We start from the raw sequence: 18,072 nt of genomic DNA, 5'->3' as shown, positions 1-18,072 counted from the left end.
GTCCTTGAAAAAGAAGTACGCTTTTTCTGCGTGCGATGCTTAACCAAGAAGCTTTCCTTGTCCTGTCAATCCGATTCATCAGGCATTTAGGGAAGCCATTGCCAATCGCATTTACTTTACTTTGTTAACTACTTGGCTACGAGAAGCTTACGTTCTTCCTTATATATGTGGGACTTTATAAACTTATACTTAATGGTTACTATACAATAAATACCAACCAATAATACCAATTTGAACAACTAGTAATGCAGGTGCTCCTATGTTAAAAGTGATGTGCTTTGTTTTATGATGAAAAATCTTCATTCCGAGCCAAACACCAAGAGCCCCACCAACTACTGCCAGAAGCCAAAATGTACGTTCAGGTATTCGATACTGCTGTTTTTTAGCTCTTTGTTTATCGATTCCCATCAATAAAAAGGTAATACTATTAACACCAATTAAATATGGTAAAAGACTACTCCAAATCCCCATCTATTATTATTCCTTTCCATTGATATAAAATTAGAATTTTTTTATACTTCGATTCATGAAGTCCTCCTTAATAGAAGACTTCATGATTTTCACATTATTTCAAGCATAGAATTATGATAAAGTGAAACTTCATTCAGTAGGAGTTTTCTTCCTTCTCCTACTGAATGTTATTACCACAAGGGTATGACCTAAAAGCCCTTGAACGAATCGGGCATTTAGGTGCCGTTTTCTCCCACTTAGACCCTATTGTACCAAATCAGGCTCTTAAAGTGGGAGTCTTACGGCACCTTACATACGGGATAATAAAGAAAAAAGGCTATGTCCTGCTTTAGCGCAAGCATTAGCCTTTTTTAATTATTTTCTATTTTAATGCTTCTTTTGCTTTCGTTACAAGCTGTGTAAAAGCTTTTTCATCATGAACAGCTAGATCAGATAACATTTTGCGGTTAATATCAATTCCCGCTACTTTTAAACCGTGCATTAACTTACTATATGACATATCGTTTAAACGAGCTGCTGCATTAATACGAGAAATCCACAGTTTACGAAAATCACGTTTTTTCTGTTTACGGTCACGATATGCATATTGACCTGATTTCATAACTTGTTGCTTTGCTGTTTTAAATAACGTTCTCTTTGAACCATAATAACCTTTTGCTAATTTCAGCACGCGTTTACGACGTTTACGCGTTACTGTTCCACCTTTTACTCGTGGCATATTAATTCCCTCCTAATACAAATCAAAAAGTAGTCTGTGCTTCCAAATGCTTTTATTAAAACTTATTTATAAGGAAGCATTGTTTTAATTCTTCTGTAATCTCCAGCTGATACTGTAGTAGTTTTACGCAGTTTACGTTTTTGCTTTTGTGATTTATGTGCAAACATGTGGCTCGTATAAGCGTGCCCGCGTTTTAATTTCCCGGTACCTGTTTTTTTAAAGCGTTTTTGTGAGCCTTTATGAGTCTTCATTTTTGGCATAATTGATTTCCTCCTTATTACAAATGCGCTGATTCATTGTGTTGATGCTGCTGTCGTTAATCATTGTTTTTCATTTAAAGGTGCAAGCATCATAAACATATTACGGCCTTCCATTTTAGGTTTTGTTTCAACGGTCGCAATATCTTTTACTTCTTCAGCAAATCGATCCAGAACTTCTCTTCCTAATTCTTTATGAGTAATCGCACGTCCACGAAAGCGGACAGCCGCTTTTACTTTATCACCTTTTTGTAAAAACTTCCGTGCATTTTTTAATTTTGTTTCAAAATCATGATCGCCAATTCCAGGGGTAAACCGCACTTCTTTCACATTAATAACCTTTTGTTTTTTCCGTGCTTCTTTTTCTTTCTTCTGTTGTTCAAACCGGTATTTTCCATAATCCATTATCCGGCACACTGGGGGCTTGGCATTTGGTGCAACAAGGACCAGATCAAGATTTCTTTTTTGGGCAATTTCTAAAGCCTCATGACGAGACTTCACGCCAAGTTGATCTCCATTGGCGTCAATTAATCGTACTTCCCGGGCACGAATTTTCTCATTAACATTCATGTCTTTGCTAATTATCATCCACCTCCAAAGTTTATCAATGCGTGATCATTTTCGACAAGTTATTATTTCATTCACATCATTAAAAAAGCGTGGGCATCACGACGCACCCACACTCCAATTGTCTATTTCAATCGTTAGAACCAGTCAACTGCCAGATGGCGTCGAGCAGGTGAGAAGCGGGTGCTTCTACTTGTCTCAGATCATTCAATTATTCAGCCCTATCATAATAACACGAAAATCAAACTCTGTCAAAACGTAGGAATAATCGAGAAACGAAAAAATCAAAACATGGACGAATACTGATAAAAACTAAATGGTTTTATCCTCTACCCGTAACGAGAAAAATCAAGTAAAGGGGCCTGCACAACCTCCAAAAGCCGCTGTTCATTTTCTTAAACACCCGTAATAATGGGAGCCCAACTAAAAAATATCTGTCTGGGCATACCGCTAATCTTACATAATAAAAGAGATACTTTTCCACAAACTCTAATGAATGCTGTCTGTACAGCGAAAACGATTGATATACATCAGCACAACCGTTCCCTTCACTTACGTCTACCCAATCGATTATCGTCACATGGTCATTTGCTAAAATTAAATTAAACAGATGATAATTTCCATGACATAACTTTACTTCATTAAGCAATACAATTCGTTTTGCTCTTTGTTTAATATCCAACTGGAGCAGCAGTAATTTGTCGCTCTAAATTCTTTTTATCGATTCGAGTTTATCTGGATGAATGGTAATATGATGTATCCGTTGTTTTACGGAAAGCAAAATAAGTTATCTATGAGAAAACGATAATCTGTTATTAATAGATCTTCTAACGGTTTCCCTTTCGTATATTTATAATCGTCTGCCTATTTCTCTTAATTACGTCGAATCCCTTTGGCACATGAAGTCCATGAATAGACGTAGACTGTTTATCAGCTTCCTTAATAGCTTCATTAGTAAGAGCACCTTCATGAAACAGCTTTGCAATCCAATAATATTTTTCTGCTGTATTTCCCCTTAGCTATCGGTTTACCTAAATCCACATCTTTGTATCCTTTTAGTAAAAGCCCTGTTTTACGTTTTATACTAGTGGCAAATTTGGCGTAGAGGTAATTGCTTTGTTTTAAATTACATCGACCTGATTAAGAATAAATCGAAACCTCATTCAAGGATCGTTTTTCTCCATGAAAGAATAGATTAAAGGTTAAGATCGCAACATTTTTGAAAAATCGCGATGGATCACACCGAATTTTTTTCTAACCCTTAAAAAAGAAAAACACTTTTTCTGCGTGCGATACATCGCTGCCAAAGCTCTTCTGTTCGGTCATTCCAAATGAAGCAAGCATTTGGGTACCCGTTAATCTAACATCTCGTCTTCTCTGTTCAAATGAAAGTCTTACAGCACCTTTGATGTGGAATAAAAAATCCCCCTAAAAAAACAGATTTTTATCAATCTTATCTCAGAGGGATGAATATCAAAAAATAAAGTGAAACTTCATTCCGTAGGAGTTTTCTTCCATCTCCTACTGAATGTTAGTTGAACGAATCGGGCATTTAGGTGCCGTTTATCCCACTTAGACCCTTTTGTACCAACTCAGGTCTTGAAGTGGGAGTCTTACGGCACCTTACATGCGGGATAAAGTGAAACTTCATTCCGTAGAACGCTTTTTACTCGGAATGTTAGTTGAACGAATCGGGCATTTAGGTGCCGTTTATCCCACTTAGACCCTTTTGTACCAACTCAGGTCTTGAAGTGGGAGTCTTACGGCACCTTACATGCGGGATAAAAAGATGATTTATTCGTTTTATGGTTAGTTAGTTTTATGGATTACTTTATTTTCAATTTCCTTTTTAATTTTGGAAATAAATGCATCAAGGTGAATCGTTTCTGTTTCCTTCTCTCCATAACGGCGAATATTCACTCTTTGATCGTTCATTTCATGATCACCAAGGACTAATGCAAAAGGTATTTTTTGCGTTTGTGCTTCGCGGATTTTATATCCGATCTTTTCATCACGTTCATCTACCGAAACCCTGATGCCTTCCAGCCTTAACTTTTCTGCAACCTGTTTCGCATAATCAAGATGAGCTTTTGGCGAAACAGGGATTACTCTGACTTGTTCTGGTGCAAGCCAAGTTGGAAATGCCCCTTTATATTCTTCAATTAAGAATGCTACAAAACGCTCCATTGTAGAAACCACACCACGGTGAATAACGACTGGACGATGAGGTTGTCCATCTTCGCCAATGTAGGTTAAGTCAAAACGTTCTGGAAGATGGAAATCAAGTTGAACTGTAGACAATGTTTCATCTTTTCCAAGTGCTGTTTTCACTTGTACATCAAGCTTCGGTCCATAGAACGCTGCTTCACCTTCAGCTTCTACATAATCCACCTTTAAATCTTCCATTGTCTCTTTTAGCATTGATTGTGCTTTTTCCCACATGGCATCATTATTCACATACTTTTCTTTATCCTCAGGATCACGATACGAAAGTCGGAAATAATAGTCCTTAATATCGAAATCTTCATACACCTTTTGTATCAGTTTTACAACTCGGATAAACTCATCCTTTAATTGATCAGGACGTGCAAAAATATGCGCATCATTTAAAGTCATTGCCCGTACGCGCTGTAGGCCAGCAAGTGCACCAGACATTTCATAACGATGCATCATTCCCAGTTCAGCGATACGGACAGGCAGATTACGATAACTATACAACTGATTTTTATAGACCATCATATGATGTGGGCAATTCATCGGACGAAGAACAAGTTCTTCATTATCCATTTTCATTTCAGGGAACATATCTTCTTTATAATGATCCCAATGGCCACTTGTTTTATACAACTCGACACTTCCTAATACCGGCGTATATACATGATTGTAACCGAGTCGTTCTTCTAAATCAACAATGTAGCGCTCAATAATTCGACGAATGGTTGCACCTTTAGGCAGCCATAACGGCAATCCTTGCCCCACTTTTTGCGACACTGTAAAAATACCTAACTCTTTTCCAAGTTTACGATGATCTCGTTCTTTTCGATCTTCGAGGATCTTTAAATACGCTTCAACTTCGCTTTGCTTTTGAAATGCTGTCCCATAAATTCGTTGTAACTGTTTATTATTGCTGTCCCCTCGCCAGTAAGCACCAGAAATGCTTAACAGCTTAAAGGCTTTAATCTTATTCGTTGAAGGAACATGAACACCCCGGCACAAGTCAAAAAACTCACCCTGCTTGTAAATAGTGACTTGTTCACCCTCAGGAATAGCGTCAATCAACTCCAGCTTTAGTTCATCATCTTGGAACATTTTTTTCGTTTCTTCTCGTGATACTTCGATCCGCTCAATTTCTAGAGCTTCATCTACAATCCGCTTCATTTCCTTTTCAATTTTAGCAAGATCCTGCGGTGTGACAGAATGCTCCATATCAAAATCATAATAGAATCCTTCCTCAATAACTGGACCTACACCAAAGTTGACATCTTTATAAAGCCTTTTTATTGCCTGTGCCATTAGGTGGGCGGTCGAATGACGCATTATTTCAATACCTTCATCATCTTTATAAGTAATAATCTCGATCTGCCCACCATGATCTAATTCTCTTCTTAGATCATATAGCTGATCATCCAATTTAATAGCTAATGCCTGCTTTTTCAATCCCGAAGAAATAGAAGCTGCAATTTCTTCTCCGGTAGTTCCTGTAGGAAATGCTTTTTCAGCACCATCTGGAAAAATAAAAGTTAATTGCTCAGTCACTGCTCTCACTCCTTCTTCAATTTAAAAACGCTCATCCCTCTGCCTAAAAAGCAAAGGGACGAGCGTTAGTAACGTCGTGGTTCCACCCTAATTCCCGTAAAACATACGGCTTCATGCACCTTTAACGCAGATGATACGCTGCTATATACTTGCCTTCCATAGCAGGGCTCCAAGGTGGTAAATCATTATTAGTATGTGGAAGCTTCCAGCCACAGACTCCCTTCTCTAGCCATACATCTTATAATGATTCAAGTCCTTTTCCTAACCTGTAGTTAACATATAATAGTATAACCTGTATTATAGCGCTCGTTTCATGAAAAAGCAAGGCTTAGAATTACCCTTTCTTTGTAAAATAAACAAATGGAAACTGATGGAGCGGTTCAAAGATAACTCTTTCTTGAAAGACATTAATAACAGTTAATGTTTTTGGATCAGACGGATCATCGCCATATATATAAATCTTTTTGGGCGCCATTGCTATTAATGGTGATAAATTTAATTCACTCTCATCTAATCCCACGAGATACAGCGGCTCTTTTTGCATTAAAGCGCGCAGTTCCGTATTCGAAAATGGTTTACCATTCTCTTTGAAAAAGGAAAATGTATCTCCCTGCAAAAGATAAATCGCGGATACAGAAGGTTCCCGCCGTGCAATATACCCCCTAAGCATATTGATAAATTCCTGATGTTCTTCTTCTCGTTTATATTCATCAATAGCAAGGCCAACATAATGAATGATGTAGTCTCTAAACACTTTCAAACGAAATTTAACTAGCGAATCATAGTGAATGGTGACTGTATCCTTTATATTAGCGATAAACAAGGATTCGAGCAGTTGATAAGGATCTTCTTTTTTATGAATGAGCAGATCATTTTTATCCCTCCCTGCCATCATCCAATTTGTTAATTCAAGAATTTTCTCCTTTTCATCTGCATCCGTATAGTAATAAAAATCTTCAATTACGGATGTAATTAGCTTACTTAAACGATGTGACATATAAACATCTGTCAACGATTTAGCAATTGCTCCGGTAAGTACTTGACCAGGTATATGTTCTTCAAATTGTAAAAGATTCCCCCATTCTTTATGAGTTTTCCAGTGCAAATTAATATGTTTGTTATGCTGTCGCATCCTTTCACAAAACCGAATAACTTCTTTATCTGACTCAATAAATAATTCCACCAATAAACATCACCCTCATCCAACCAAACTGTTACATTATATGGACAAAGAGTTAAAATAATGAGTAATCCATAAAAACTAGTAAATTATAATGAAAGTAGAATTTTTTATAAGAAACATGATTCAAATTGCTAGAGTGATTTTTCTAGTTTCCAGCAAAAAAGTAGTCAATTGATGCTACCTGGACACCAAAAAACTGGGAGCAGCTGTTACGGAATAAACATGAATTTAGACCACAACGTCTGTTTTCCTTGACTAAAACTCCTCTTAGAAAAACTTGGCTTGCCGTCAAGTCTTTAACGAAAGCCGTAGTTTTACACCGCACGCAGAAAAAGCGTTCTTCTTTTTCAAGGACGCCTGAGTTTAACCTTTGTTCTACTTCAAGGAGAGAAACACTCCTTGAATGAAGTTTTCCTTATTTGGTCAGAGATTCTCCAGTTGTGTATGCTGCTAACCGAGAACTTCTAGCTTTTGTTCTACTATAGGAAAGTATAAAATTTTAGGGCTTATAGTATAAGACTGTCCTGTTGACCCAAACGAATCGCGAATTTAGGAGCCGTTTTTCTCATAAAGTTCACAAAATATTAAGCAGATTTTCAAATGATAGAAGTACGACACTTCATATTAGGAATAAAGAAAACATACCCCTGTAACAGGGGTATGCCTACGCCTGAGCGACAAGCCCGCTTTTAGTCGGCCTTCCTTTAGATTCGATCCGATTCTGACTTGTCGTAGGAAGCAGATCGAAGTTTGGACAAGCTTCCAGTACATAAGCTAGACGAAGCTACTTTTCAAAAGAATTATCCGCCATGTAGAAGCGGATATAATTTCCTAGATGATAAAAACTAGCAGATAGAGCCAGGGGGCTTAACATCTGCTAGTTGCATCTAAAAATTATTATTTTGGTAATCTACTTTTACACTGTAATGCTATCTAACCAACTAAGAGGATATTAAAACCGTACGAGAAACGTTTGTTTTTAGAATATGTGTCATCTATTCAGAAAATCAATTGTCTTGGATAATTCATTTACCAGATACTCGGATGTAATCCTACACAAGTCTGCCATTAAACCATCCCTTTTACTAGAGCTGGTTGTATACAAGTAAAAAATTACGTACGCCGATTCTCGGAAAATACGGGAATTGGCTGACTAACTTGTTTGATACGCTCAATTACCCGTCCGGCTTTTACTTTTTCAACACCGGTTTTCGTAAGCGCTAAATGTGATTCTAATTCCTCCATACTGTAATTGGAGGTAAAAAAGACTGGTAAACCTTCCATCATACGAAATTGCAACAGAGATCCTAAAATTTCATCCCGGAACCATGATGACTGCATTTCTGCACCAATATCATCGAGCATTAATACATCTGCTTTTTTAAAATAGTCCAGCTTTGTATTTAACGAATCGTCCTTCATGGAAGCTTTCATCTCTCGTACAAATTCCGGCATATAAATAAGTGCTGAGGATATATATATTTCCTTTAACTTATTTGCTAAAGCGCCTAGAAAATATGTTTTTCCAACGCCAAACGGACCGTACAAATATAGTCCCTTTTGTGGTATATTTTGCTTACACTTTTCAATGAAATTCAAAATCTCCCGTACTGCTTTACTTCGCTTTGGATCAGCATCAATATAATCAATCTTAGCTTCTAATATTTGTTTTGGCATATATAAACTTTGAACTAACCGCTGCTGTTCTTGCTGTTTTTCATAATCAATGCGTTGAAAGCACTTTTCATAGGATAAATGGAGCTCTCCCCCTTCGACATGCAGAATTGGTGAATAGCCCGGAAGCATATTAATGCATTTATCTAAGCAAGTACATTTATCGCATTGCTTCGATTGCGATTTAAATTCATATAATTTAATTAAATTTTTATCAATTTCCTTTTTTGCCAGTTGTGGATGTTTAGCCAAAAAAGTTTTAATTTCCGGATCATTCAGGATTTCCTGTTTAATTTTTGCATAATGTTCCTGAAAGTTTTTATTTTCTCTCATCCACTTTTGCAATGTCGATTGTACTGGTTTCATATCCATCATCCTTGAAATTGCTATTATTTATTATTACTAGAATACTGCTTTAAGAGCGCTGCTATTTCTTTTTGCTCTTGTACTTCATCTACCTGTTCTTCATATGTAGCTACTGCTTCTTGTTTTTGCTGTTGCTTCTGTTTTTTAAACCAGTCTGGTATTACCTCTTTTGATTGTCTGCTACTATAGTTATTTTCAGTTTTCTTTGCTTTTTGATAATTTTTTACTTCTTGCTTAGCAAAATCCATTGCTTCTTTTGCTGTTTTCAAATTCGCTCTTGACCAATGACTAGCAATTTTTGCGAGATAGTTTTTAGTTAGCTTCATATTTGTTTGCAATAAAACATAGTGAATTAATACATTCATAACTGGTGTTGGTAGTCCTTGAGATGTCATAATCTCCCCCACTAAGCGTAAATCTTGTTCCGAGGCTTGATGACCGCCTGACAAATCTTCTAGTAGCTGTTTTGGAGAAATCGTTTCAAAATGTTGAATAAGCTTTTCTTCTTGCGTTTTTGGTGTTTTCTGTTCCGATGTTGGGCTAACTTTTTTTGTCTTATCAATTAGCCGAACATGACTTCCTTTATATTTCGATTGAAATAAGTCATAGCAAGCTGCTTTAAACTCTTCTACATTTAAGCTATTATCTTCTGTTAATGCCCAAATAACCGCTTTTTCCACTTCGTATGTAGCTAAATCATATAAAAACATCATTTGGGAAATCAGTTTACGGTTATAACCCGTTAGTACTTTTTTCTCTGGGATCATGCGCTGTTTTAAGCTTTGCTCAATTGGTGCAAAATCTATACCTCTTGTATCAGGCGTTTGATCCAATGATTGCTCATTTACATTCGGTTGAAAATCAGAAGTGATTGTTTCAAACACATCCTGAAAGGAAGCAGTTATATTTATACCGTACTTCTTATCAGCCACTGGTAAAAAATGTTGCTTTAATCGATCGTATTTATCAGGACTAATATGATGATATAGAAGCTGAGATAACATTGGATCTTGAAAAAATCGTTCCGGTGAATAGACAGGTAGTAATACGTATGTAAAGACCCGGTTTGCTTCGTTATCCATTTGATAAGTTTTAAGGAGACCTATCCCTTCGAGTTTTAGCCTTGCAGTATATATCTCGTCTAAAGGAAGATTCAAATAATTCATAAGCGTATGATGAGTTTGCGGAGTTGGTTTATCACCCTGGATATCCCGTTCATGCAATAATGTTTGATATAGGATGGTCGCATTTAAACCAATTAATGGTTGATACAGATGCGTTAGCGACTTTGCATAATCTATTGGTAACGATTCCTGGACTACTACAAAATAGCCTTCGACAGGTAATATCTTACCGATCCTATTCATGTTGAATCTATTCCTTTCCATCTGAGCCATTCTTTTTGTCACTATCAATGATTTCTTTTAACTCATCGAGAAAAACATTGATATCTTTAAATTGACGATAAACAGAAGCAAACCTTACATAGGCAACTTCATCAACTTCTGACAGGCGATCCATCACCCGTTCGCCTACCTCTTTACTATTCACTTCAGAAATTCCTTCATTTCGCAGATCCTTCTCAACATTTAAAGCTATTTCTTCAATGGTTTCTAATGGAACCGGCCGCTTTTCACAAGCCTTTATTAATCCGCGTACTAACTTGTCACGACTAAATTCCTGTCTCACCCCATCTTTTTTTACAACGATTAAAGGAACAGCTTCAATTCGTTCAAAGGTCGTAAATCGGAAGCCGCAATGCTCACATTCTCTGCGTCTGCGAATTGCTTGTCCTTCTTCAATTGGTCTCGAATCCAATACTTTTGTACTTTTGTTATGGCAATTTGAACATCTCATCGTTCTGCCCACTCCTCATTTTTACCGTTACCTAGCTTGTTTCGTAATTAATGGTAATACATGATTAATTTCTTTGTAAAGCCGTTGAATAATTTTTGTGCTATAACCAAAATCAAACGGAAGTGCAGTCTCTGTTGTAACTGAAAAGTCCACTGCAGTTTGAAAAGGTCTCACCATAATGATCGTTACTATGATAAACGCTTGTCTTCTTTTTTTAACTTTTGCACTTATTTCTCCATGCTCTTCTGAAATGGAATGTAATTCGTATGTTTCTGATTGACCAAGAATCTCCTCAATTGCACGCATTGCTTTTTCTTTTGTTGTTTTATAATAATGGGTTCGTAACGTTGGATCCCAATGATTATCCTGAGTTTCTGCATGATTATTAAGATATTTAGAAATCATATTGCGAAATGCCATTTTTTGCCACCCCGGTGCAAGTTTATTCCTATGTATAGTATTCCTATTTTAACATGTTTTATAGAAAACCTCTATGATTCTACCTTTATTGAAATCATAGCTGACAACAAGACTTTGATACATACGGCTTATTAGTTGTGCTTGTTTTTAATGCTTTAAAAATTCGCTGGCATTTAGCAACCTCCGTCCGAAAAAAATTTATATTTGCTTAAGCTTATTAAACATCCGAATAAATAGCACCAGCCAAAAGGACAGTAACCTAGTTATGGTTTATATGATAATACCTAACAAATTAGTACAAGGTTTAAATCAAATAAGGACAAACCAAAAATAGATATACTAGACAATAAAGTGAAACTTCATTTCTTGGAATGCTTTTCCCAAGAAATGTTAGATGAACCAATCGGGCATTTAGGTGCCGTTTGCTTCCACTTGACCCTTTTGTACCAACTCAGGCTCTTAAAGGGGGAGGCTTACGGCACCTTACATGCGGGATAAAAAGACAACATGGGCTGACAGACATATTCGCCTACCAACCCATGTTTATTTTATGTGCTAATAATTATAGCTTTTGAAATTTTTTCACCCTAAGAACTCCTACTCCCCGCGGTATTTCAAGCTTTTCAACATGGTTCGCCTCCAGCGCGGTGATAATATATTGTACAGCTATGTGGGGATCGATCATACTTCCGCATGTATAAACATCTATGCTGGCATAACCATGCTCAGGAAAACTATGCACAGTTAGATGAGATTCAGAAATAATCACAACACCACTTATACCAATAGGCGCGAATTTATGAAAGGTAACTTCACGAATTTCTGCACCTGATTTTAGGGCAGCTTCTACAAAAACCTGCTCTAGTATATCGATATTATTTAATTTATTTACATTACATTGCCAAAGTTCAGCAATGACATGTCTTCCCATTGTATCCATTTTTTTCACCCTTATGGCATAGTAATTACTGCCTTTATCCTGTTAATGGAGGGAAGTTAATTAATCAGCTTACCTCTTAAAACAGAAAAATAATTTAAACAATGATACAACGAAAAGTATAAACTGTCTGACGGTCATTTGCAATTCATTTCGTCTGGCAATGTTCTAAAATATTCTCTTTTCATTCTAGCTAATTTGTACATGCTTTTGGTGCATATAATGTCCGACATATTTTGCTAGATCCATAACTCGTGCGGAATAGCCCCATTCATTATCATACCAGGCGAGCACTTTCAATTTATGATCTTCCATGACGATCGTTGACAATCCGTCAATAATTGCTGAATAATCTGTCGTTGTGTAATCGATGGATACTAAAGGCGCCTCGGTATAATCAACAATTCCCTTGTATTCAGCTTCAGCAGCCTTCATAAAGATGTCATTTACTTGTTTTGCAGTAACTATTTCTTCCACATCTACTACAAGATCAACAAGGGAGACATTGGGTGTTGGAACCCGTAAAGCCATACCATGGAGCTTTCCATTTAGGTGTGGTAACACTTCACCTAACGCCTTTGCTGCTCCTGTTGAAGTAGGAATAATAGATTGAGTACAGCTTCTAGCTCGTCTTAGATCTTTATGTGGATTATCGATATTTTTTTGATCGTTTGTAAAAGCATGCACGGTCGTCATAAGACCATTTTTAACCGTAAAATGTTCATCAATAATTTTTACTACTGGAGCAAGGCAATTGGTTGTGCACGAAGCGTTAGAAATAACTTGGTGCTTATCAGGATCATAAGATTGTTCATTGACCCCCATCACAATGGTACAGTCTACTTCTTTACCTGGTGCTGTAATAATTACCTTTTTTGCTCCAGCACGAATATGTGCTCCTGCACTCTCCTTTGTTTTGAACTTGCCAGTTGCTTCAATAACAACATCAATTTCTAGTTCTTCCCAAGGTAACTGGTCCGGAACTCGAGAATTAACGAGCTTTATTTTTTTATTATCAACCATAATTTCATTATGAAGCGGTTTCACTTCTTTATTAAAAATACCATGTACACTATCATATTTAATTAAGTGGGCTAATGTTTCAGCAGGATAACTAGCATTAATAGCTACTATATCCAATTGCTCATCGCCAATTGCCTGCCGAAACACCATTCGGCCAATTCGCCCAAAACCATTTATTGCAACCCGAGTTTTTCTCATTTGTCTTCCTCCCACTATGAGTTATACTTTTTCTGCTTATTTACTAATTAGTATAACATATTAACGATTGTGTGTGACGCTTATTTTACGTTTTACTTTATGTTTCAGTTTTCTAACTATTAAAACTTTCCTATTGTTATTTGTAAATGACAATAGGTCTTGGGTTTCCTCTTCTCTCTATCCCGTTCCTTTTTAGACTACTAAATTCCAGCAAGAAAACTGGTAAGACTTAAAACCAATGTTGACTTATCATAGGAAGAAGAACAAAGTTTGCTACAACTTGTGTACTTGAGCAAGACGATGCTACTTTTCAAAAAGTTATCTGAGGCAATAAAACAGCGGTCCCACTTATTTAAGGACCGCTACGCTTGTTAAATTATGCTATATTTCTTATCTATCCACAGAAGTTAAGACATTGGTTATACAAAACTTTCCTAAGTGATTAATCTCATTAGGTTCATAGAACTTTTTTTTAATATGGAACTACGTAATAACACCCCAAGCCATTAATATTTTTTCCAATTGCTTATAGGTTTTATATTTAGAGCCATTATTATCGATCACAGCATCTGCCTTTTTCGCTTTTTCTTTTACCGGCATTTGTGCTTGCATACGTTGATTGGCTTCTTGCTCGGTATACCCATTTCGCTCCATTAATCTTCTAAGCTGCACATCCTCATCTGCATAAACTACAATCGTCTTATCGACGAGATATGTTAGATTATTTTCATACAAAAGCGGAATATCTAAAACAACGCATGGTGCTTTAGCCTGGAGATATGCATCTCTTTTTTCGATGATTTTTTCTCTCACTGCAGGATGAATAATTTTATTTAATTGATCTCGTTTCGCTTCATCCGCGAATACTATTTGACCAAGCATTTCTCGATTTAATGTTTTATCCGCCCGCAAAATTTGGTGGCCGAATTGGTTAACGATTTGTTTGTAAGCTAACTCCCCTGGTTTAACTACTTCCCTTGCGACCTTATCGGCATCAATTACAGGAATATTAAAATCGTCAAACATAAGTGAGACGGTACTTTTTCCCGTTGCGATACTTCCAGTTAAACCGATAATAATTGACATCATCTCACCTCTTTAGCGGTTGGCAATTGGTACAAACATGTGTACCGCGCCCTCCGACTTTCATTTTAGCGATTGGACTTCCACACGTCTTACAGTTTTTCCCTTCTTGACCGTATACATACAATTCCTGTTGAAACATTCCCATCTCGCCTTGACCGTTCACATAAGAGCGAATGGTTGTTCCTCCTTGTAATACAGCTTGTTCCATTGTTGCAATGGCTTGTTTACGAATTCCTTTTATTTCCTTATGCGTTAATTTATTTGCTTGTCTTAACGGATGAATCCCTGATCGAAATAGTGTTTCATCTACATAAATATTACCTAAACCAGCAACAACTGTTTGATCTAACAAAGCCGATTTAATAACACGCTGTGTCTTTTTTAATTTTTTTATAAAATAATCGTCTGTAAACTCCGAATCGAATGGGTCAGGGCCTAATAAGCATAATGGATTATGCTCCATTTCCTCTCCTTTATAAAACAAATGCATCGTACCAAATTTTCGCACATCATTATAGCGTAATTCTTCACCATTGGTTAGCCTAAATATAACATGTGTATGCTTTTTAACCGGTTCTTCTTTTGGAGTTACACTGTATTTTCCTTCCATACGTAAATGCGATACAAGTACATAGTCATTTAGCTGAAATAATAAAAATTTACCTTTACGTTCAATATCTAAAATGGTTTGACCACTTATTTCTGATTTAAATTGCTCCACGTCATCTGGTCTTTTAATAATTTTTGGCCAGTAAACCTCTACTTGCTCAATCGTCTTATTCATTACAAACTGCTTTAACGTATTTCGAATTGTTTCTACTTCTGGTAATTCCGGCATCTCCCTAGCTCCTTACTTTGCATGAAACCAGCTGTCGCCATAGGCATAATCTACCTTTAAAGGTACATTGAGATTCACCGCATTCTCCATAACAGCTGGTACTATTTCAATTAATTTGTCGATTTCTGACTTCGGTGCTTCCATGATTAATTCATCATGTACTTGCAAAAGCATTCTAGCTTTTAGCTTTGCTTCTTTTAACTTATGATCTAAATCAATCATCGCTTTTTTAATAATGTCTGCAGCACTTCCCTGTATTGGCGTATTCATTGCAGTCCGCTCTGCAAAACTTCTTTTATTAAAATTCCTGCTTGTAATGTCTGGTAAATATCTTCTTCGCTTCATCAACGTGCTGACATATCCTTTATGTTTTGCTTCTTGAACAATCTCTTCCATGTATGCTTTTACACCTGGATAACTTACAAAATAGCGATCAATAAACTGCTTCGCTTCTTTTCTAGTAATTCCTAAATTTTGTGATAAGCCGTAATCGCTAATCCCGTATACAATCCCAAAGTTTACTGCTTTGGCTTGTCTTCGCATATTTGAAGTAACTGCTTCTTTATCGACATGAAAAACATCCATCGCTGTCTGGGTATGAATATCCAAATCATGTTGAAATGCGCTGATTAATTTTTCATCATTGGCAATATGTGCTAACACCCGAAGCTCAATTTGCGAATAATCAGCAGCAAACATGAGCCAACCCTCTTGTTCAGGGATAAAAGCTTGACGGATTTTCCTGCCTTCTTCTAAGCGAATAGGAATATTTTGCAAATTAGGATCAATCGAGCTTAAACGGCCGGTTTGTGTTAAAGCTTGATTAAAGCGGGTATGGATTTTGCCAGTGCCCCTATTGACAACCTTTAATAACCCTTCAATATATGTCGATTGCAATTTTCCTAGCTGGCGATATAGCAAAAGCTTTGGAATAATTTTATGCTCATCCTGTAACTGCTCTAATACATCCGCAGCCGTTGAATAGCCTGTTTTCGTTTTCTTTATAACAGGAAGACCTAGTTTTTCAAAGAGAATCGTGCCTAATTGCTTAGGTGAGTTTAAGTTAAATTCTTCACCAGCTAATTCGTGTACTTCCTGTTCCAGTTCAGCTAACCGTTCTTTTAAATCCATTCCCATTTCTTCTAAGCAATTTTTATCAACACGGACACCTATATGCTCCATTTCTCCAAGAATTAAAGCTAGCGGCATCTCCAGCTCCGTAAAGAGTTCATATTGTTCATTTTCCTGCAACTGATTTTCCATTTTCTCTTTTAAATTATATAAAGTCATTGCTTTTCTAACGACATGATCAGCAAGAACTGACTGTTCTGGGACATGCTGCTTCGCCCCTTTTCCATACACTTCTTCATCAAATAGACAGTCTGTACGCCCCATCCGATGCCCTATTGCAGGTATATCATGGTTGTTTTCAGAAGGATTCAATAAGTAAGAAGCAAGCAACATATCAAAGGTAATGCCTTTAATATGAATATCATTTCGTAATAGCGAAACAAGTGTTTTCTTGGCATCAAAAACGATTTTTTGTTGACCTTCATCCTCAAGCCAATTTTTAAATATATTTGATTCTATGGCTACTTCTGTTGGTATAAAGTAAGCATTATTAGAATTAACAATGGAGAAGCCCTCAATCGATGCTTGGTGATAATTTTCTTCTATCATTTCTACAATTAAAGCTTCTTCACCAGTAAATAAATCATCGTTTACTTCTTTAAGTACCGTAAAATCAATTGCAGATTGCTCATTAACTGTAGTAGTATCCTCATCTTCTTTCCCTTCGATTCGATGTAACAAAGACTTAAAGCCAAGCTCTCTAAAAATCGAACTTACCTCACTTTGCTGATAACCATCATATTTAACATCATCAGGTTGAATCATAATAGGAGTATCACGCTTAATCGTTACAAGCTGTTTACTCATAAACGCCTCATCTTTGTGGTTTGCTAACTTTTCTTTTAATTTTTTTCCACTAATTTGATCCAGATTTTCATAGACATTTTCTAATGAGTGAAATTGCTTTAAGAGCTTGATAGCTGTTTTTTCACCAACCCCAGGTACGCCAGGAATATTATCCGAATTATCACCCATCAATGCCTTTAAATCAATGATTTGTTTTTGACTAATTTCCATTTTCCCTTTTAAATAATCTGGAGTATATCGTTCCACCTCACTTATACCTTTTTTCGTTAAGGTTACAGTTACTTTATCTGATACTAATTGGAGCAAATCTTTATCTCCAGAAATAACCGTCACATTCCAGCCATCTTCTTCTACTTGTTTGGATAATGTTCCAATAATATCATCCGCTTCATAGTTATCCAGTTCATAGTGGGCAATCTGAAATGCATCTAATACTTCTTTTAGCAATGGAAACTGTTCTGATAGTTCAGGTGGCGTTTTTTGCCTTCCACCTTTATATTCTTTATACGTTTCATGCCTGAATGTTGTTTTACCAGCATCAAAAGCAACAAGCATATGTGTTGGTTTTTCTTCTTCAATCATTCTTAATAACATCGTCGTAAATCCATATACAGCATTTGTATAAATGCCTTTATCGTTATTTAAAAGCGGCAGTGCAAAAAATGCCCGATAAATAATACTATTTCCATCAATTAAAACCAGTTTATTGCCCATGATTTCGCCTCCGATAATTTCATCATTAAGCATATTTTATCATTCTAGCTACATAAAGTGAAACAACAG

At 36.5% G+C, this 18,072-nt stretch carries 16 protein-coding genes and 1 other annotated feature; all 16 genes read right to left on the bottom strand.

The genetic code is table 11. From position 1 onward, the window contains the following. Positions 1-189: 189 nt before the first annotated feature. The 16 genes from KQI21_RS01795 to polA all read right to left on the bottom strand — a co-directional run bounded on the left by KQI21_RS01795 (position 190) and on the right by polA (position 18,003). The gene (locus KQI21_RS01795; RefSeq protein WP_216482301.1) at positions 190-471 is read right to left on the bottom strand and encodes a DUF1294 domain-containing protein; all 282 of its coding nucleotides are present in this window, start codon (positions 469-471) and stop codon (positions 190-192) included. 361 nt (positions 472-832) lie between these two features. Continuing rightward, on the bottom strand, positions 833-1,189 hold the full coding sequence (rplT, locus tag KQI21_RS01790) for a 50S ribosomal protein L20 (RefSeq protein WP_216482300.1): 357 nt from the start codon (positions 1,187-1,189) through the stop codon (positions 833-835). A 62-nt stretch (positions 1,190-1,251) separates the two neighbouring features. Further along, on the bottom strand, positions 1,252-1,449 hold the full coding sequence (gene rpmI, locus KQI21_RS01785; RefSeq protein ID WP_216482299.1) for a 50S ribosomal protein L35: 198 nt from the start codon (positions 1,447-1,449) through the stop codon (positions 1,252-1,254). A gap of 60 nt (positions 1,450-1,509) precedes the next feature. Continuing rightward, a complete protein-coding gene (gene infC / locus KQI21_RS01780) occupies positions 1,510-2,016 on the bottom strand; it encodes a translation initiation factor IF-3 (protein WP_216482669.1) in 507 nt (168 codons plus the stop codon). A gap of 75 nt (positions 2,017-2,091) precedes the next feature. Continuing rightward, positions 2,092-2,214, bottom strand: a sequence feature (ribosomal protein L20 leader region). A 121-nt stretch (positions 2,215-2,335) separates the two neighbouring features. Next, a complete protein-coding gene (locus tag KQI21_RS16620) occupies positions 2,336-2,662 on the bottom strand; it encodes a phosphotransferase (RefSeq protein ID WP_373687619.1) in 327 nt (108 codons plus the stop codon). A 1,160-nt stretch (positions 2,663-3,822) separates the two neighbouring features. Beyond that, a complete protein-coding gene (gene thrS, locus KQI21_RS01770; protein WP_216482297.1) occupies positions 3,823-5,769 on the bottom strand; it encodes a threonine--tRNA ligase in 1,947 nt (648 codons plus the stop codon). A 334-nt stretch (positions 5,770-6,103) separates the two neighbouring features. Continuing rightward, positions 6,104-6,952, bottom strand: coding sequence for a sporulation protein YtxC (ytxC, locus tag KQI21_RS01765; protein WP_309245492.1), 849 nt, complete (start codon positions 6,950-6,952; stop codon positions 6,104-6,106). Positions 6,953-8,065: 1,113 nt separating this feature from the next. Then, entirely contained in the window at positions 8,066-8,992 is a 927-nt protein-coding gene (dnaI, locus tag KQI21_RS01760) for a primosomal protein DnaI (RefSeq protein WP_216482295.1), read from the bottom strand. A 23-nt stretch (positions 8,993-9,015) separates the two neighbouring features. Then, positions 9,016-10,359 (bottom strand): replication initiation and membrane attachment family protein, encoded by a 1,344-nt coding sequence (locus KQI21_RS01755; protein WP_216482294.1) that lies wholly within the window; start codon positions 10,357-10,359, stop codon positions 9,016-9,018. A 7-nt stretch (positions 10,360-10,366) separates the two neighbouring features. Then, the gene (nrdR, locus tag KQI21_RS01750; RefSeq protein ID WP_216482293.1) at positions 10,367-10,849 is read right to left on the bottom strand and encodes a transcriptional regulator NrdR; all 483 of its coding nucleotides are present in this window, start codon (positions 10,847-10,849) and stop codon (positions 10,367-10,369) included. 27 nt (positions 10,850-10,876) lie between these two features. After that, positions 10,877-11,269, bottom strand: coding sequence for a cytosolic protein (locus tag KQI21_RS01745; protein WP_216482292.1), 393 nt, complete (start codon positions 11,267-11,269; stop codon positions 10,877-10,879). Between the two features lie 562 nt (positions 11,270-11,831). Next, the gene (gene speD / locus KQI21_RS01740; protein WP_253291238.1) at positions 11,832-12,209 is read right to left on the bottom strand and encodes an adenosylmethionine decarboxylase; all 378 of its coding nucleotides are present in this window, start codon (positions 12,207-12,209) and stop codon (positions 11,832-11,834) included. A 186-nt stretch (positions 12,210-12,395) separates the two neighbouring features. After that, complete coding sequence (locus tag KQI21_RS01735; RefSeq protein WP_216482290.1) at positions 12,396-13,427, bottom strand: glyceraldehyde-3-phosphate dehydrogenase; 1,032 nt, start codon at positions 13,425-13,427, stop codon at positions 12,396-12,398. Positions 13,428-13,910: 483 nt separating this feature from the next. Then, on the bottom strand, positions 13,911-14,513 hold the full coding sequence (gene coaE, locus KQI21_RS01730) for a dephospho-CoA kinase (RefSeq protein WP_216482289.1): 603 nt from the start codon (positions 14,511-14,513) through the stop codon (positions 13,911-13,913). Between the two features lie 4 nt (positions 14,514-14,517). Continuing rightward, the gene (gene mutM, locus KQI21_RS01725; protein ID WP_216482288.1) at positions 14,518-15,351 is read right to left on the bottom strand and encodes a DNA-formamidopyrimidine glycosylase; all 834 of its coding nucleotides are present in this window, start codon (positions 15,349-15,351) and stop codon (positions 14,518-14,520) included. 12 nt (positions 15,352-15,363) lie between these two features. Then, positions 15,364-18,003, bottom strand: a complete 2,640-nt coding sequence (gene polA, locus KQI21_RS01720; protein WP_216482287.1) for a DNA polymerase I — start codon at positions 18,001-18,003, stop codon at positions 15,364-15,366. Between the last annotated feature and the right edge of the window lie 69 nt (positions 18,004-18,072).

Source organism: Virgibacillus proomii, assembly GCF_018916875.1.
Lineage (GTDB): Bacteria > Bacillota > Bacilli > Bacillales > Amphibacillaceae > Virgibacillus > Virgibacillus proomii_B.
This window is presented reverse-complemented; position numbering and strand designations above follow the sequence as displayed.

Bases quoted from the DNA above. Each gene is read 5' to 3' on its own strand.
- KQI21_RS01795 (WP_216482301.1), bottom strand. From the start codon at position 471: ATGGGGATTTGGAGTAGTCTTTTACCATATTTAATTGGTGTTAATAGT.
- rplT (WP_216482300.1), bottom strand. From the start codon at position 1,189: ATGCCACGAGTAAAAGGTGGAACAGTAACGCGTAAACGTCGTAAACGC.
- rpmI (WP_216482299.1), bottom strand. From the start codon at position 1,449: ATGCCAAAAATGAAGACTCATAAAGGCTCACAAAAACGCTTTAAAAAA.
- infC (WP_216482669.1), bottom strand. From the start codon at position 2,016: ATGAATGTTAATGAGAAAATTCGTGCCCGGGAAGTACGATTAATTGAC.
- dnaI (WP_216482295.1), bottom strand. From the start codon at position 8,992: ATGAAACCAGTACAATCGACATTGCAAAAGTGGATGAGAGAAAATAAA.
- KQI21_RS01755 (WP_216482294.1), bottom strand. From the start codon at position 10,359: ATGAATAGGATCGGTAAGATATTACCTGTCGAAGGCTATTTTGTAGTA.
- nrdR (WP_216482293.1), bottom strand. From the start codon at position 10,849: ATGAGATGTTCAAATTGCCATAACAAAAGTACAAAAGTATTGGATTCG.
- KQI21_RS01745 (WP_216482292.1), bottom strand. From the start codon at position 11,269: ATGGCATTTCGCAATATGATTTCTAAATATCTTAATAATCATGCAGAA.
- speD (WP_253291238.1), bottom strand. From the start codon at position 12,209: ATGGATACAATGGGAAGACATGTCATTGCTGAACTTTGGCAATGTAAT.
- KQI21_RS01735 (WP_216482290.1), bottom strand. From the start codon at position 13,427: ATGAGAAAAACTCGGGTTGCAATAAATGGTTTTGGGCGAATTGGCCGA.
- coaE (WP_216482289.1), bottom strand. From the start codon at position 14,513: ATGTCAATTATTATCGGTTTAACTGGAAGTATCGCAACGGGAAAAAGT.
- mutM (WP_216482288.1), bottom strand. From the start codon at position 15,351: ATGCCGGAATTACCAGAAGTAGAAACAATTCGAAATACGTTAAAGCAG.
- polA (WP_216482287.1), bottom strand. From the start codon at position 18,003: ATGGGCAATAAACTGGTTTTAATTGATGGAAATAGTATTATTTATCGG.